Origin of the sequence: Prosthecobacter sp. SYSU 5D2 (assembly GCF_039655865.1) — a bacterium.
Taxonomy (GTDB): domain Bacteria; phylum Verrucomicrobiota; class Verrucomicrobiia; order Verrucomicrobiales; family Verrucomicrobiaceae; genus Prosthecobacter.
In genome coordinates this window covers 38249-54461 of the sequence record NZ_JBBYXL010000017.1, presented here as the reverse complement: position 1 = coordinate 54461, position 16213 = coordinate 38249, and the positions used below count along the sequence as shown (strand labels likewise).

At 60.3% G+C, this 16213-nt stretch carries 10 protein-coding genes; 5 read left to right on the top strand and 5 right to left on the bottom strand.

Annotation, left to right across the window (positions count from 1 at the left end; all coding sequences use genetic code 11):
• The coding region (locus WJU23_RS22970; RefSeq protein ID WP_346334254.1) for an Rpn family recombination-promoting nuclease/putative transposase at positions 1-180 on the bottom strand (180 nt) is incomplete at its 3' end.
• A 276-nt stretch (positions 181-456) separates the two neighbouring features.
• On the opposite strand from WJU23_RS22970, the gene WJU23_RS22965 reads away from it, so the two are divergent.
• Positions 457-1170: a PEP-CTERM sorting domain-containing protein gene (locus WJU23_RS22965; protein ID WP_346334976.1), complete on the top strand. Its 714-nt coding sequence runs from the start codon at positions 457-459 to the stop codon at positions 1168-1170.
• A gap of 18 nt (positions 1171-1188) precedes the next feature.
• Positions 1189-10032, top strand: a complete 8844-nt coding sequence (locus tag WJU23_RS22960; RefSeq protein ID WP_346334975.1) for a putative Ig domain-containing protein — start codon at positions 1189-1191, stop codon at positions 10030-10032.
• Positions 10033-10044: 12 nt separating this feature from the next.
• Here the strand turns inward: WJU23_RS22960 and WJU23_RS22955 are convergent, their stop codons facing one another.
• Genes WJU23_RS22955 through WJU23_RS22945 form a run of 3 tightly spaced genes read right to left on the bottom strand, consistent with a single transcriptional unit; the run spans position 10045 to position 11344 of the window.
• Positions 10045-10503: an arsenate reductase ArsC gene (locus tag WJU23_RS22955; RefSeq protein WP_346334974.1), complete on the bottom strand. Its 459-nt coding sequence runs from the start codon at positions 10501-10503 to the stop codon at positions 10045-10047.
• A gap of 9 nt (positions 10504-10512) precedes the next feature.
• The gene (locus WJU23_RS22950; RefSeq protein ID WP_346334973.1) at positions 10513-10989 is read right to left on the bottom strand and encodes a DUF6428 family protein; all 477 of its coding nucleotides are present in this window, start codon (positions 10987-10989) and stop codon (positions 10513-10515) included.
• Between the two features lie 22 nt (positions 10990-11011).
• Entirely contained in the window at positions 11012-11344 is a 333-nt protein-coding gene (locus tag WJU23_RS22945) for a metalloregulator ArsR/SmtB family transcription factor (protein ID WP_346334972.1), read from the bottom strand.
• Between the two features lie 102 nt (positions 11345-11446).
• Between WJU23_RS22945 and WJU23_RS22940 the strand changes: the two genes are divergently transcribed.
• The 3 genes from WJU23_RS22940 (at position 11447) to WJU23_RS22930 (ending at position 14684) form a co-directional block, all read left to right on the top strand.
• The gene (locus WJU23_RS22940; protein ID WP_346334971.1) at positions 11447-11950 is read left to right on the top strand and encodes a hypothetical protein; all 504 of its coding nucleotides are present in this window, start codon (positions 11447-11449) and stop codon (positions 11948-11950) included.
• A 355-nt stretch (positions 11951-12305) separates the two neighbouring features.
• Positions 12306-13787: a SulP family inorganic anion transporter gene (locus WJU23_RS22935; RefSeq protein ID WP_346334970.1), complete on the top strand. Its 1482-nt coding sequence runs from the start codon at positions 12306-12308 to the stop codon at positions 13785-13787.
• 42 nt (positions 13788-13829) lie between these two features.
• Positions 13830-14684 carry a universal stress protein gene (locus tag WJU23_RS22930; RefSeq protein WP_346334969.1) on the top strand — a complete coding sequence of 285 codons (855 nt, stop codon included), beginning with the start codon at positions 13830-13832 and terminating at the stop codon, positions 14682-14684.
• Positions 14685-14705: 21 nt separating this feature from the next.
• Here WJU23_RS22930 and WJU23_RS22925 read toward each other — a convergent pair whose 3' ends face one another.
• Complete coding sequence (locus tag WJU23_RS22925) at positions 14706-16202, bottom strand: sulfatase (RefSeq protein WP_346334968.1); 1497 nt, start codon at positions 16200-16202, stop codon at positions 14706-14708.
• Positions 16203-16213 lie beyond the last annotated feature (11 nt).

The following is a 16213-nucleotide window of genomic DNA, read 5'->3' as shown; positions in this document are numbered from 1 at the left end:
CTGCTGGAGGCTGCCTTTGACAAAGGAGCCGGGCAGCAGGACCAGGGAGGGCCAGTCCACGAGGGCAGCGGTTTCAGCAGGCAGGTGGCGCTGGAAAAACGCCGTGGCATAGACAGGGTCGGAGAAGACGGCCTTGAAGTAGGCATCGTTAGGTTGGGCGGCCAGGTCAGCGTCGAGCACAAGGACACGGTGAACAATGCCGCCCGAAAACGCAAGGCCAGGGTGAGGGGACCAGAGCGAGGATCTCGGAGTTCGCCGGGACGTTCGCCGACGATTAGTAAGGCTTGTCCATCGCTTGGCTGTCAGCTTTAGGCAGTGCCAAAATAGTTTTGAAAACTTAAAATTCTATCAATTACGTTATTGATAATTACAAGATCGAGATATAATTTCCATATTGAGTGAGATCCTTACCCATGTGGAGCCTTCACGTCGCCCAATGTCAGCCCCTTCATTGTCATGAAAATCCCCCTTCTTCATCGCCTGGTTGTTCCCTTGGCTGCCCTGGCAGTTTTCCATGGGATTCCACGGGCGGATGCCAGCACCATCTTTTGGGAAAGTAATTTTAATGACCTGCTTTTTGATGCCAGTGAGCAGCCGCTAGACGGCGGTTTTACCTTTGAAGCGGGCATTTTTGCCGGCGGATTTGTCCCGACCTCGGAAAATCTGAATGACTGGGCGGCCAACTGGCAGGTCTTTGCCACGGCTTCTGAAAGTGATGGAAGCTGGGACCCTGGAGTCCAGTCATTTTCGAAAACCATTGATCACAATCCGGATGGAACCTCCAGTGATGCGCCCGTCCCCACGGACATCTTCACTCAGGGTGAGGTGGTCTATTTTTGGGTCTATAACACCAAAAACCGGGAGGCTGGCACCGAGTGGGCGCTCGTCGCAGACGGTACGAATGTGGGGGACAATGGCGACAACTGGATCATTCCAGATCCGGCAGATCCCATTGGTACTGTCTCCTACGTCTGGCTTCTGGACGATGCCAACACCGCCATTTACGGCAATCTGGACGGCACCTTCGGCGGTGGCCAGGGCTACACCCTCCAGACCAGTCTGGTGCCTGTCCCGGAACCGGGATCCGTGCTGCTGCTGGGCGTGGCCATGCTGGGCGGGCTGGTCCGCAGAAGGCGGGGCCGCGCCTGCAGCCTGAACCTGGCCCATTGATCGAGAATCCGCTGCCGCATGATCCGCCGTCCTTGTCATCTCTACTTCAGCCGCGCCATTTTATGGGGGCGGCTTTTTGCCTGGATGGCGGCACTGGTGGCCGGGTTTTTGCTGCTTTCAGCCGGAGAGGTGGCGGCTCAGACGTCGGATTTTGGGGATTACAGCTTGTTCGGCAGTGCCAGCAGCACCCGCAATGCCAACATCCGTTTGGGGGCCACCGTGGATGCCGAATCCACCGCCCAGACCAACGCAACGGCGACCGGGGATGACATCCACGGCAGCGATGACGAAGACGGGGTGACCTTGCCGGTCGCCTTCCGCAGGGGGGAGTCGAATTCCATCGTCGTCAATTTGACCAATCTGGGAACCTCCACCGTTTATTTAAACGCCTGGATTGATTACAACCAGAACGGTACGCTGACCAGTGATGAGCAGATCGCCAATAACATCACGGTGGCCAAGGGTACCTCGAACAGCAACCGCACGATCAACTTCACCATTCCCAGCACCGCTCTTTTAGGGAATGCCGGACTGCGCGTGCGCCTGACCACCAACAGCAGCCCCGGCCCGCTCGGTGCGGATGGCAGCGGGGAGGTGGAGGATTATCTGGTCTCCATCACCACCGGTCTCAGCGCGGGTAACCTCATCTGGAATGACACCAATGACAATGGTCGCTTTGATTCTGGTGAAAGCGGCATCAACAACGTACTGGTAGAGCTTTGGTCTCCTGGGGCAGACAATGCCATTGGCGGCACGGGCAGCAATGCCGATACCAAGCTGGCCACCACGACCACATCAGGCGGGGGCGGCTATTTGTTTACAGGCCTCACCGCAGGGAGGTACTTTGTCAAGGTGCCCACGCCGCCTCTGTCTCGGGTGAGCTCGGTCGTCGGCCCTGCGGACAATGTTTTTGACAATGACAATAACGGGTCACAACCGGGAGGCTCCGGCACGGCGGCCTACAGCGGCGTGTTCCAGCTCACTGCGGGAACGGAGCCGGGTTTTGGAGGTAATGTGGATGATACGATTGACTTCGGTTTCGTCTCCAACGTGGGCGCCCCCTTCGTCTGCGACAACCGCTTTTACATCATCCAGAACGTGCAGACGGCAGGAGTGTGGGACACCACTTTATATTATATTAATGAAGACCAGTCACTTGAGCCGCTTTTCATCTTCAGCGGCAAGAAGCTGAACGGACTTGCGGCCTACGGGGGCTACCTTTACTGCATTGATCAAAATGGTGCGCACCTGTATCGCATCAACGCTCTGGGCACCTTGGTGGACATGGGGGAAATCCCCGGCCTGCCCACTTCTGAAACGGACGGCCAGTGGGGCGGGGGGACGACTCTGACCAACGGGCAGATGATCATCAACCGCTATACTTTCAGCAATGCCAGGACCACCCTTTACACCATTGACCTGGGTTCTGCCACCCTGGTGGGCAGCCCGCTCGTCACCAGGTATGCCAGCACTGGCAATAATACGACGGGTAACTTTGGTGACATCGTCTGGGATCCGCTGACGGATAAAATTTACGGTTACAACACGAACGATTCCAACAACCTGGGCCTTCATGAAATCAATCTGGTCACCGGGCTTTGCACTCGGATCGCCTCCTCTTACCTGTCCACTTTCGGTTCCTTGACCATTGACGCGAACGGCCTGGCCTATGGTTACGGAAGCCAGAGCAGCTCCACCTCCCAGGATACCCTCTATGTCTTCAACCGGACCAACGGCGTGCTCAATGGCACCGTGACCATTATTGGCAGCGGCCCGGTGGTGACCAACTCCGATGGCGCGGCCTGTCCCGGGGCGGCCCCGTCCATGAAAATTGGCAACCACGTGTGGCATGATGCGAATAACAACGGCATCAAAGACGGCGGGGAGTCCGGTATAGATGGCGTAGCGGTGCAGCTCTTCTTGGGCGGGGAAAATCCCCTCACGGCAGCCCCGGCCGCTACCTCTACCACGGCAGGGGGCGGGGTTTATACTTTCAATGACCTTTCTCCCGGCCAGTATTTTGTTTACATTCCCACTCCACCGGCGGCCTTCCCTCTCAGCAGCACGAATACCGATACGGCAGACAATGGGGAGGACAATGATGACAACGGCATCCAGACCTCCCAGGGGCAGCCGGTCCGCAGTCCGCTGATCTCCCTCGTTGCCGGCACGGAGCCGACCAACGATGGTGACAACGACAGCAATACCAATTTGACCATTGATTTTGGTTTCCTGGCCTGTCCCTCCATCACTCTCAGCGGACAGCCGCCCAGCGTGATCATCAATACGGCCTACAGCCACACGTTGACAGCCAGCGGCGGCACCGCTCCCTACACATGGTCCGTGGTCAGCGGCACACTCCCTTCTGGCTTGAGCCTCAGCAGTGCGGGCGTGCTCAGCGGCACCGCCTCCGCACTGAACGGTAGCGGCGTATCCGTGACTTTCCGGGCCACCGATGCGCTGGGCTGTCAGGCCAGTGCGGCGCGGACCGTTGTGGTCACAACGAACACCGATTTCGGCGACTATGCCTCTTTTCCTAGCGCCTCCAGTATCATAAGTACCAACCTGCGCATAGGAGCACTGGTAGATGCTGAGGCCACCGCCACCACGAATGCCACCGCGACGGGAGATGACATCACCGGCACGGATGATGAAGACGGCGTGCTGATGCCCGCCACCCTGGAGCAGGGGGCCGCCGGCAGTGCCGCCGTGACCGTCACCAATACCAGCGGCGCGGCCGCCTACCTGAATGTCTGGATTGATTTCAACCGCAATGGCAGCCTGGCAGATTCCGGGGAGCAGATCGCGAGTAACATTGTCATTGCCAACGGCACTTCCAACGTGGCGCGCACCCTGAACTTCACCGTTCCTGCCGGTGCCAGCCTGGGAGCCACAGCCTTGCGTGCCCGGCTGACCAGTGTCAGCAGCCCCGGCCCTGACGGGGCAGACGGCATCGGAGAGGTGGAAGATCACGCCACGACCATTGTGCAGTCCATGCTGGATTTCGGAGACTTCTCCAGTTTCGGCAGTGCTTCGGCAATGGTGGATGCCAGCCTGCGCCTGGGTGCGCTGGTGGATAAGGAAAGCACGGCCACCACCACCGCCACCGCCACCGGGGATGATATCACGGGCCTGGATGATGAGGACGGCGTCGTCATGCCCGCGGGGATCGAGGTCGGAAAAACCGTCACTCTTCCTGTCACCGTGGTGAATGACACCGGCGCACCTGCCTACCTGCATGCGTGGATTGATTTTAACAATGACGGTGTGCTGAACAATGCCACCGTCACCAGCGGCGGCGAGCGGCTGGAACCGGCGCGTCTCATCACCGGTGTGACCAAGGGCGGCATCCTGCGGGAGTGGTGGCTGGGCATTGGTGGTACAGCCATTTCCGACCTGACCAACAATGCGGCCTACCCAAACAATCCGACAGGCTCTGATGTCCCCACCAGCTTTGAAGCCCCGGTCAACTGGGCGGACAACATGGGCCAGCGCATGCGCGGCTGGGTGTATCCGCCTGTCACCGGCACCTACACCTTTTATGTCGCGGGGGATGACGAGTCGCGGCTGCTGCTGAGCAGTGATGCCACCCCGGCCAATGCAGTGACCATCGCCAGTGTGCCGGGCTGGACCAATTCCCGTTCCTGGACCACCTATGCCCAGCAGAAATCCGTCGCCATCAACCTGGAAGGCGGCAAGCCCTATTATATTGAGGCGCTGATGAAAGAAGGCGGTGGCGGGGATAACTTGGCCGTTGCCTGGGAGCTTTCCGGTCTTGCAACTGGACCCGTGGTGATTGATGGCGCCTATCTGGCCCCCTGGTCTGCGTCCGGACCTTTCCTGACCAGCCAGGACATCACCTTTACCGTGCCGATGAATGCCAGCATCGGCAGCAACCGGGGCGTTCGCTTGCGGGTCAGTGACAGCGCCACCACCCTGCCCACCGGCGCAGCAGGTCTTGGGGAGGTGGAAGATTACGTCGTGGAGATCCAGGGGCCTGCCCTGGACTTCGGGGACTGGAGCGGCGCCGCAGATGCCTCCAGCATCGCCAGCAACAATCTCCGCCTCGGGGCCACTGTGGATACGGAATTTGTATCGGTGCGGAATGCGGGTGCAACGGGAGACGACATCACCGGCAGTGATGATGAAGACGGCGTGAGCCTTCCTTCCAGCGTCAGCCTGGGCAGCTCAGGCACGGCGGGTTATACGCTGACCAATACCAGCGGTGCACCTGCCTATCTGAATGCCTGGATAGACTTTAACGGCAATGGCAGCTTCACCGATTCCGGGGAGCAGATTGTCACCAACAACCTTGTGGCCAGCGGAACCGCCGGCGTCCTGCGCAATCTCAATTTCAGCGTGCCCAACAATGCCCTGCCCGGTGTGAGGGGCGTGCGCGTCCGGCTGACCAATTTACAGAATCCAGGACCCACAGGAGCCGCAGGCACGGGGGAGGTGGAGGACTATGTCATGACGCTGAATTGTCCCCAGCTGTCCCTCAGTCCGTCCAGCCTGACCACACCCACCGTAGGCTTCTCTTACAGTCAGGGCTTCACGGCCAATGGCGGCACCGGACCTTACACCTTCACCGTCTCCAGCGGCAGCCTGCCCACGGGGATGAGCCTCAGCAGCAGCGGCACTCTTACCGGACCGGCGGTGAATACAAATACGGCGAATTTCACCATCACCGCCACGGATGCCAACGGCTGCTTCATCACCAACAATTATACCGTCACCCCGGTATGCCCGGTCATCGCAGTGAGTCCTTCCTCGGTGCCGAATCCGGTCGTTGGCAGCTTTTACAGCCAGACCTTCACCGCCTCCGGCGGGAATGCGCCCTATACCTTCAGCCTCGCCAGCGGCGGGTTGCCGCCCGGACTGAATCTGGCCGGCAACGGCGTCCTCAGCGGCACCACCTCCCAGGCAGGAGCCCTCACCTTCACACTGCGCGTGGTGGATGCCTATGGGTGCGCCACCAATTCCCAAAGCTACACAGTCACACCTTCCTGCCCCACCGTCACCATCTCCCCCTCCAGCATGCCTGCGGCCACGGTGGGGACTAACTACAGCCAGAACGTTTCTGCATCCGGAGGATCCGGCTCCTTTACTTATACGGTGAGCGCCGGCAGCCTGCCTGCGGGCCTGAGCCTGAACAGCAGTTCAGGCCAGCTTTCCGGCATACCCACCAGCAGTGCATCCGCCAGTTTCATCATCCGGGCGACCAGCGCCAGCGGCTGTGCCGGTACCCGTGCCTATTCCTTCACCCCTACTTGCCCGACACTGAGCCTGAGCCCCAGCTCCCTTCAGAATGCGACGGTCGGGACCTCCTACAGCCAGACCATTTCCACCAGCGGCGGCAGCCAGCCTTACACGTACGCTTTTACCACCGGCAGCCTGCCTGATGGCCTGGTTCTGAACTCCAGCAGCGGTGCCATCACCGGTGCCGCCACGGAGGAGGGGACTTTTAACCTGACCCTTCTGGTCACCGACCAGTATGGCTGCTCCATCAGCCGGAACTACACCCTGACCACGGCCTGCCCGGTTTTGAGCATCAGCCCCGGTTCACTCCAGAATGCCACCGTCGGCAGCTCCTACAGCCAGACCATCTCTGTCAGCAATGGCAACCAACCTTACGTCTTCAGCATCAGCAGCGGAACCTTCCCGCCAGGGCTGAGCCTGAACTCCAGTACTGGAACCATCACCGGAGCCGTGTCGGAAGCCGGGACGTATAACTTCAACCTGCGGATCACGGACCCCTACGGCTGCGCGACCACCCGGAACTATACCTTAACGGCGGCCTGCCCCAACATGAGCATCAGTCCCGGCTCACTGCCAAACACGGCCGCCGGGGCCGCCTATAACCAGACCATCTCCGTCAGCAATGGCAACCAGCCTTACGTTTACAGCATCAGCAGCGGAACCTTCCCTCCGGGTCTGAACCTGAATGCCAGCACAGGGTCCATCACCGGCAGGGTGTCGCAGGCAGGAACCTATAACTTCACCATGCTGGTCACGGATGCATTCGGCTGCACCATCTCGCAGAATTATACGGTCAATGCGACATGCTCCACCATCACCATGACTCCCAGCAGCCTGTCAGCAGCCACGGCAGGCAGCGCATATAACCAGACAGTGAGCGCCAGCGGCGGCACCGCGCCTTATACTTATGCCATCAGCAGCGGCAGCCTGCCAGCAGGGCTTAGCCTCAGCAGCAGCGGGGCCATCACGGGCACTCCCACCAGCACCACGACCGCCTCGTTTATCATCCGCGCTACGGATGCAGGCGGCTGCACTGGCACGCGCGCTTATTCGCTGACACCCGGCTGTGCACCGGTCAGCATCAGCACTGCGTCGCTGCCCTTTGCCTATCTCAGTTCGTCCTATTCCACCACCCTGGTGGCTGCCTCCGGGGTAAGCCCTTATGCCTGGTCTCTCAGCGGCGGCAGTTTGCCCAATGGCCTGAGCCTCAGCAGCTCAGGTGTCATCAGTGGCACTCCCACGGCTCTGGGGAGCAGCACTTTCACCGTGCGGGCGGCGGATGCCAATGGCTGCGCCGGCACACGCTCGCTGACCCTCACAGTGAAGACCCTTTCTCTCGGCAATCTGGTCTGGCTGGACAGTAACAATGACGGCCTCAAGAACGGCAATGAAACCGGTGTCGCCGGGGCGACGGTGCAGCTTTTCAGGCCCGGCACGGACAATGCCATCGGCGGTACAGGCGGCGCGGCGGATACGCAGGTGGGTTCCGATATCGTCACCCCCTCCAGCGGAGCTTATCTCTTCACCAATCTGCAGCCGGGTAACTACTATGTGAAGGTCACCCCTCCTTATGGTTATACCCACACGGGTGGCACGCCTGTCACATTGGATAACAATGTGGATAACAACAATGACGGTGCCCAGCCTGCCGGACCCGGCACACCGTTGTTCAGCCCCATCATTGCCCTGCAGCCGGGCACGGAATCCATTACCGACAATGATTCCGATGCGGATACCAACCTCACCGTGGACTTTGGCCTGTGGGCACCTCTGGCCATCGGCAACCGGGTCTTCATGGACATCAACGGCGACAGCCGAATGAATCCCAACGAGGGCATCCGCAATGTCTTTGTGCAGCTCTTCCGCGCGGGTGATGATGTGAACACGGCAGAGGCCGTGAATGCCGCCATCACCGATGAAGGCGGCCGCTACCTGATGACGGACATTGACCCCGGCTCCTACTTCCTGCACCTGGCAGCCATCCAGTTTGAAAACGGAGGCGCTTTAAAATGGGCCAAACCCCTGACCAGCGTCGTCCCCGGAGATGACGATGTGGGGCAGGATCTGCTGTTCAACAGCAGCCCCATCATCAATGGGGCGAGCACGGCCGTCTTCACTCTCATTCCTGGGCAGCTCGCCGCAGGAAGTGCCGAATCCGGCGCAGACGGCATGGCGGATGATGAGGGCATTGATGAGAACACGGACCTCACTTATGACCTTGGCCTGGAGTGCCTGGACTGCTCGGAATTAGCCGCCGCTCCCATGGCCATGTCCATGGCGTTCTTCAACGAGGAAAGCCCTTCATCAGAGTCCGCCGGACCGGCATCCACCTTTGCGTCCTGGCAGGAGAGCCAGTCTCTGGGCGGACTGGCCGCACCTCTGGACAATCCCGATGCGGACCTTTACCCGAACCTGCTGGAATACGCCCTCGGCACCGATCCGGCAGATGGTCGCAGCGGGTCTGGACGTTTCCGACTGGAGATTCAGCCGGATACCGGCATGACCGATGTGCTGGTGAGCCAGCCGATGGCAGGCCGTCCGGACCTTTTCTTTATCCTGGAGACCAGCACCGACGCGGAGAACTGGAGCCCTGCACGAGTGCCGTCTGAGACCACCTTTGACGCCACTGGCGGACAGACCCAGCGTTACGCCCGGGTGGACAGCACTTTGTTCGCCGGGGCGGCACGCGGTCTGGTGCGCCTGAAAGTCAGCCTGGATGTGGATTTAAACGGCACGCCTGAAGCCTCCGCCACCACTCCGGCCTGGATGTTCAGCCGGGAGACTTTCCCGGTGGGCACCCGCAGCTTTTCCATGCCGCTGGAGCAGCCCGAGCTTTACGCCGGCCGGGTGGCGAGCCGGGAAGGGGAGCAGTCGGTCCGGCTGGAAGGCCTGTCCGGCCTGGAGCTGGAAGTGCCTGCGGATCTGGAGATTCTTGACGGCCCTTACAGCGGCCAGCGCTTCACTCTGGAAGCCGTGGAAGGCAGTCTCGTCACCACGGCTGAAGGACTGCCGGCGGACCTGACGGGCACCCGCGTTGCCATGCGTCCGGTGTGGACCCTGGAGAAGCTTTTTCCTACTGAACAGTTTGTTAGCGGAGCCGGTGAAGAAACCTCTGACCGTGTGCTTCATTATGATGCGGCCACCAACGGTTTTGCATCCAGTTGGTTAGGCTTGTCCGGCTGGAATTTCAATGCAGGTGCCTCATCCGTTCTTCGTCCGGGCGATGCCGTGCTGGTGCAGGCCCGCACGCAGGAAATCACCGTCCTGCTGGCCGGCCAGGTGCCCCAGGTCATCCGGCCGCTGCTGCCACAGGCAGGTACGCGTTTCGTCGGCACGCATCAGGTCATGGAAAAATCACCGCTGAATGTGAAGCTGACCGCTGCCGATGGATTCACCCCCAGCCCCGAGCCTGCCGGTGCCACGAAGTTACGCTTATGGTTAGGTGATGCGAATGCCGGCGCCAGCGGCTATGACAGCCTCTATCTGGCCCCAGCGCCCGGCGGCTCCGCCTGGCTGCGGGAAGGCGACATCTCCGGCACCGACCTTAGCGGCGAAGACCTGCTGAAACCCTTCCAAGGCCTGTTCCTCGTGCAGCCCCGCTGAAGAAGGAAGCACTCAGGAGGCAGCAGCTCTCCCCGCGCCCTCTTTTAAACCCGCAGCATAGGCACCGAAGACCAGACGGATCTGGTCCCGCACGCGCCGGAAATCGGCGAGGATTTCCTCCTCAGTGCCGGTGGTGTGGGCAGGATCGTCAAAACCCCAGTGATGCCGGTTCACCTGGCCCGGATACATGGGGCAGACCTGGTCGGCATTGCCACACACCGTGATGACGGTCGCAATGTCGCGGTCCAGAAATTCATTCATGTGCTTGGAGCTATGGGCGGAGATATCAATGCCGATCTCCGCCAGTGCCGCTATGGCCTTTGGATGTACGTACCCGGCCGGTTTGGACCCGGCGCTGTGGACTTCAATCAGATCCCCCGCCGCCTGGCGTAGGATGCCCTCCGCCATGTGGCTGCGGCAGGAGTTTCCGGTACAAAGAATCAGAACGCGAGGTTTCGTCAAGGTGTTCATCTCGAGTGATTAGCAGCAGCCGCTGCCCGGTGCGCAGCCGAGCAGATTCACAGTGGGGACCGGGCCGCACACGCCGGGCAGGCACAGTTCCTTGGCCAGGCAGTCGGTGTGTTTGAGTCCAAGCTGGAAGACAAGCACTCCGTCGGAAACGGAGGCATCCGTCACTGGAAACTGGCTGACGGAGAAGTCTTCATACTCCACTTCTACGGGCAGTTCATGGCTGGGCAGCACATCGCCTGCGCGGCCAAAGATCATGCTCAGTTTTCCGGCAACGAGGCGGTGGTCCGTATCGTCTGCGGTCCAGGTTTGTAGCAGGCAGCTCTCCGCGCTGCGGCGCGTACCGCCGCAATCAATGAAGTTCTTTTTCACATGGCCCACTTCCGTGATGTGAAAGTGCGCCGGGATGAAGCCGCCATCCGGCAGCACAAAGAGCAGCGGCTTGTCCGCGTGGGCAGTGAGGTGGGAGAGAAATTCGGTGATATTCATGGTGGTTGGGTTTTCGTTAAAGTCAGTCGCAGCAGTTGGTCCCGCAGGCCTCGGCCTCGGGGGCCAGTTCATCCACGCAGCGCAGAAAGCTGCCCAGGCAGGAGCAGGCCAGGCGGTAGTAAATATTGAGACCGCGTTTTTCACAGGCAAGGACGCCCGCCTTTCGCATCAGCGTCAGGTGCTTGGAGACGGTGGACATGTCCGCGCCGACGAGGGCTTGGAGGTCGCAGACACACTTCTCGCCGCTCATCAGGGTCTCTGCGATCAGCATGCGGGAAGGGTGTGCCAGGGCCTTGATCACCTCCACACGGCGCTGTGTGGTTGCTGTTGAAGATTGTTGAGTGACTGTTGACATTCTGCTTGGCTATTTAGCCAAATAGAGGGCTTTTTGCAAGTGGCAAATTTGATGACGGCTTGTGCTTGCCAGTTTCCACCTATCCTGCTTGCATGGCCTTGCATGAGAACTGCACCTACCTTCCTCCTCGTCGCCTCCCTTGCCGCCATCACCGGTCTGACCAGTTGTGGTACTTCTGAAGCTCCCGCTTCCGCCGCCACCAGCTCCCCGGCCGGATCCGCCCCGCCAGCCACGGCAGCACCTGCCACCAATGCCGAGGGAGACGTGACCAATCCTCTCAATGCCCGGAAAAGCTCACACCTGACCAAGGCTGCCGCCAAGATCCAGAACGGCGTGACCACGCGCCGCGATATCGTCGGCAAGCTGGGCCTTTTTTATACCAAGGGCACCAATGCTGCCGGGCAGGCCACCGGCACCTGGACCTTCAAGCCAAGCGAGACCACCGGCAAGGCCTGGATCCCTGGCTCCGCTTTCATCCCCGGCGCGATCATCACCTATTACCAGTCCGTCACCGCTGTGTTTGATGCCAATGACGTGGTCATCTCCCACAGCTTCCTGGAAACCACCAAGGAGAAGACTGGCATGGGCTTCAGCTACGGTTCATAAAACGAGTTTCGCCGTGGCGTGTGCGGGCTTTCTGCCTGCACACGCTTTTTTTATGCAATGATGGTTAGGGGGTGCCGGGGTAAAAAAGGGTTGATTCAGCGCCCAACGGAGGGCAAGTGACTGACTGCCAATCCCCATGCCCCGTCCGTTTAAAACCGCCATCACCTGCGCCACGCTTCCGCAGGTGAGTCCGCCATAGCCTGTCAAATCCCGCCACCTCACGCAGGTGGCTGACATGTATGTCAACCCCGGTGCAACCATGCAGCACCGTGGACCTGCCTTCACACCCCGGACTTTATTACTGGCCGGGCACGTCGATTTTCTTCCGTCTCCCCCCACTCACTCCTACTTCTCTGTGTTCTCCAAAAATCTCTCTCAAGAATGGTTCTCCAACATCCGCGGTGACTTGCTCGCGGGCATCGTCGTCGCCCTGGCTCTCATCCCGGAGGCGATCGCCTTTTCAATCATCGCCGGGGTGGATCCCAAGGTGGGGCTGTACGCCTCATTTTGCATCGCCGTGGTCACTGCCATCTTCGGTGGTCGTCCGGGCATGATCTCGGCTGCCACCGGGGCCATGGCACTGCTGATGGTCACCCTGGTCAAGGAGCACGGCCTGCAATATCTCTTGGCGGCCACGCTCTTGACAGGTGTCATCCAGATCATTGCCGGCATCGCCCGCATCGGCGATGTCATGCGCTTTGTTTCCAAATCGGTCATGACGGGTTTTGTCAATGCCCTGGCCATCCTCATCTTCATGGCGCAGTTGCCGGAGTTCAAAGGCGCAGGCTGGATGGTCTATGCCATGGTGGCGGGTGCACTGGCCATCATCTACCTGCTGCCGCGCGTAACCAAGGTGGTGCCCTCGCCCCTGGTTGCCATCATTGTGATGACCGTGCTGGCCATTGTTTTCAAACTGGATGTGCGCCGCGTGGGGGACCTGGGTTCCCTGCCGGATTCTCTGCCCATCTTCCTCTGGCCGCAGGTGGCGTGGACGCTGGAGACCTTTTGGATCATCCTGCCGTACTCGGCCGGCCTGGCCGCTGTGGGCCTGCTGGAATCTCTGATGACCGCGCAGATCGTGGATGAGATGACGGATACGCCGAGCAATAAAAACCGCGAATGCAGCGGCCAGGGTCTGGCCAACATCGCCGCCGGTCTGTTCGGCGGCATGGCAGGCTGCGCCATGATCGGCCAGTCCGTCATCAATGTGAAGTCCGGCGGCCGTGGCCGTCTGTCCACCTTTGTGGCCGGCGTGTTTCTGCTCATTTTGTTAGTCGTGCTCGGCCCCTGGGTGAAGCAGATCCCCATGCCTGCCCTGGTGGCCGTGATGATCATGGTGTCCATCGGCACTTTCTCCTGGGCATCGTTTAAGAACATGCGCCTGCATCCGAAGAGTTCCAGCACGGTCATGCTCTCCACCGTCATCGTCGTGGTGGCCACGCATAACCTGGCCATCGGTGTGGGCGTCGGCGTGCTGCTCAGTGCGCTGTTCTTCGCCCGGAAGGTCGCCCAGATCCTGCGCGTACGCAGCAGCCTGGATGCTGAGAAAGACTCCCGCACCTACACCGTTGCCGGGCAGCTTTTCTTCGCTTCATCGGGGGCGTTCATCACGCAGTTCGACTTCAAAGAAGTGCTGGCGAAAGTGGTCATTGACGTCAGCCATGCGCATTTCTGGGATCTCACCGCCGTCTCTGCGTTGGACAAAGTGGTGCTGAAATTCCGCCGCGAAGGCACGGAGGTGGAAATTCTGGGAATGAACGAAGCCAGCGCCACGCTCGTTGACAAGCTTGCGATTCACGACAAGCCCGATGCGCTGGACCGTCTGCTCGACCATTAAGTCAACCCGTCAGGAAACATCCAACCAAGATACACCCAACTTATGTCAACGATTCTTGCCTGCACCGACGGTTCCCAATACGCGCCGAGCGTTTATCAACACAGCGCCTGGGCGGCCTCACGCATGGGCGCTGGCATCCGCGTTTTACACGTGCTCGATCCCCATCGTGAACATGCCATGGGGGCGGATTTCACCGGTGCCATCGGCTTCGATGCCTCGGCTGAACTTACCGCAGAACTGGTCAAGCTGGAGGAAAATCAGGCCCGTGTGGCCCGCCTGAAGGGCAAGGCCATTCTGGAAGATGCCGAAAAGCAGCTCCAGGCCGCAGGCATCTCCCAGGTGGAGACTGTGCAGCGCCATGGTTCGCTGGCGGAAACGCTGGAGGAACTGGAGCCTGCCGCTGAGCTGGTGGTCATCGGCAAGCGCGGCGAGCACGCCAATTTTGCCAAAGGCCACCTCGGTGGCCAGGTGGAGCGCGTCATCCGTACCAGCGTGCGTCCTGTGCTTGTTGCCGCCCGTGCATTCAAGCCCATCCAGCGTTTCCTCATCGCCTATGATGGCGGCCCCAGTGTGCTGAAGGCGGTGGATTTTGTGATGAACAGCCCGCTGCTGAAAGGCTGTCATTGCCACCTCCTGCGGGCTGGCAAGGTGGATGACAACGCCCGTTACTTTCTGGAGGAAGCGGCTGAGAAACTGCGGAGCGTCGGTTTCACTGTCGTTGCTGCGGCAGAAGCGGGTTCCCCTGAGGAGATCATCGCCAACGTTGTCAAGACCAGCGAGATTGACCTCCTGGTCATGGGTGCCTATGGCCACAGCCCCATCCGCCAGTTCATCCTCGGCAGCACCACTACCACGATGGTGCGCACCTGCCAGATCCCGGTGCTGATGTTCCGGTAATGGAGGGCTGCTGATTCTGCCTTACTCTTTGTTATTCTCCTTGGCCCATTCCAGGTATTCCTGGACGGTGTAAAAGGTGCTGTTCTTATACAGGCGGCCGCCTTCTTCGACGATTTCAGAGGAGTTAAAGCTCCAGGCATCGCCATGTTTTTTCATCAGCGCGGTGAGCTGGGCATCCAGCTTTTCACGCAGGGGGGAGGCAGCGGCATCCGACGCCAGGTTTGTCATCTGGTGCGGGTCAGCTTTGTCATTAAACAGCACCCATGGCTCCTCCTCATACCGCGCATAGGTGTAGTCTGCGGTGATGATGCCGCGCCAGGGTCTGGCGATGCCATCGGGGTTAAAAGGGACGAAGATTTGCAGCAGCACGGCCTCGGGTCCTTCGGTCGTTTCACCCAGCGCCACGCGGGACAGGTCGGCGCCTTGCATCACCTCTGGCACGGGCAGTCCGGCCAGGGCCAAGAGGGTCGGGGGCATGTCCACATGGCTGAAAAGGGTGTCCACGGACTTGCCCTTCGGCACGCGGGCGGGCCAGCGGATGATGCCCGGCACGCGGGCGGATTCATCGTGCGGCTTGCGCTTGCGCCGCATGCCATGATTGCCCAGCATGTCGCCATGATCCGAGGTGAAAAGGATGATGGTGTTTTCATCCGCGCCGGTTTCTTTCAGGGTGGCCAGCAGGCGGCCCACCTGGTCATCAATGGCCGTGATCGCCGCATAGTAGGCGGCGATTTCCTCCTTGCCGCCGAGCGGGACAAAGCGGTTGGCCAGCGGTCCCCGGCGAAGACCCTTCTTCGGTGTCGGGCGAGTTTCGCTGCCCTCTTGCCAGCTTTTATCCGGCGTCAGTTTGGGGGCATCGTATTGATTCATGTATTCCTCCGGAGCGCCGTAGGGATCATGCGGCGGCCCCATCTGCACGGTCAGGAAAAACGGCCTCTCTTTGGGCTGTGATTTCAGGAACTCCACGGCAAAATCACAGGAGGCTTCCGGCTCAAATTTGTTCACCACGATGCGCTCCGGTGTATCCCGGAAGTAGTCCGGCTCAAAGTGCTTGTGATGGCACTCATAGGCGGCCCAAAATTCAAAACCCTGCCGGCGCGGCCCCGGTGGCACAAATCCGGGATCACGCGGCCCGCCATCCAGGTGCCATTTGCCGATGAACCCGGTGCGGTAGCCCGCCTCCTGGAGCTGCTCGGCAATGGTCACGTGCTCCTCCCGCAGCCGCAGATCATTGGCCACCATGCCGTTCACATGTGGATAAGTGCCCGTCATCAAAATGGCCCGCGCCGGACAGCACACCGGCACGTTGGCATAGGTGCGCTTAAACATCATGCCTTCCGCCGCCAGCCGGTCAATGTGCGGTGTTTTGACCTCTTCATTGCCATCGCAGCCCATGGCACTGGCACGCATCTGGTCCGGCAGTATCAGCAGGATGTTAGGCCGCTCAGCGAAGCCTGATGAGGCAATGGCAAGCGTGAGGAGGCAGGTTGAGAAAAGGGAAAAAAGGCGCACGGGCATCGCTACGGAAC

Bases quoted from the DNA above. Each gene is read 5' to 3' on its own strand.
- WJU23_RS22925 (WP_346334968.1), bottom strand. From the start codon at position 16,202: ATGCCCGTGCGCCTTTTTTCCCTTTTCTCAACCTGCCTCCTCACGCTT.
- WJU23_RS22930 (WP_346334969.1), top strand. From the start codon at position 13,830: ATGTCAACGATTCTTGCCTGCACCGACGGTTCCCAATACGCGCCGAGC.
- WJU23_RS22945 (WP_346334972.1), bottom strand. From the start codon at position 11,344: ATGTCAACAGTCACTCAACAATCTTCAACAGCAACCACACAGCGCCGT.
- WJU23_RS22960 (WP_346334975.1), top strand. From the start codon at position 1,189: ATGATCCGCCGTCCTTGTCATCTCTACTTCAGCCGCGCCATTTTATGG.
- WJU23_RS22940 (WP_346334971.1), top strand. From the start codon at position 11,447: ATGAGAACTGCACCTACCTTCCTCCTCGTCGCCTCCCTTGCCGCCATC.
- WJU23_RS22955 (WP_346334974.1), bottom strand. From the start codon at position 10,503: ATGAACACCTTGACGAAACCTCGCGTTCTGATTCTTTGTACCGGAAAC.
- WJU23_RS22965 (WP_346334976.1), top strand. From the start codon at position 457: ATGAAAATCCCCCTTCTTCATCGCCTGGTTGTTCCCTTGGCTGCCCTG.
- WJU23_RS22950 (WP_346334973.1), bottom strand. From the start codon at position 10,989: ATGAATATCACCGAATTTCTCTCCCACCTCACTGCCCACGCGGACAAG.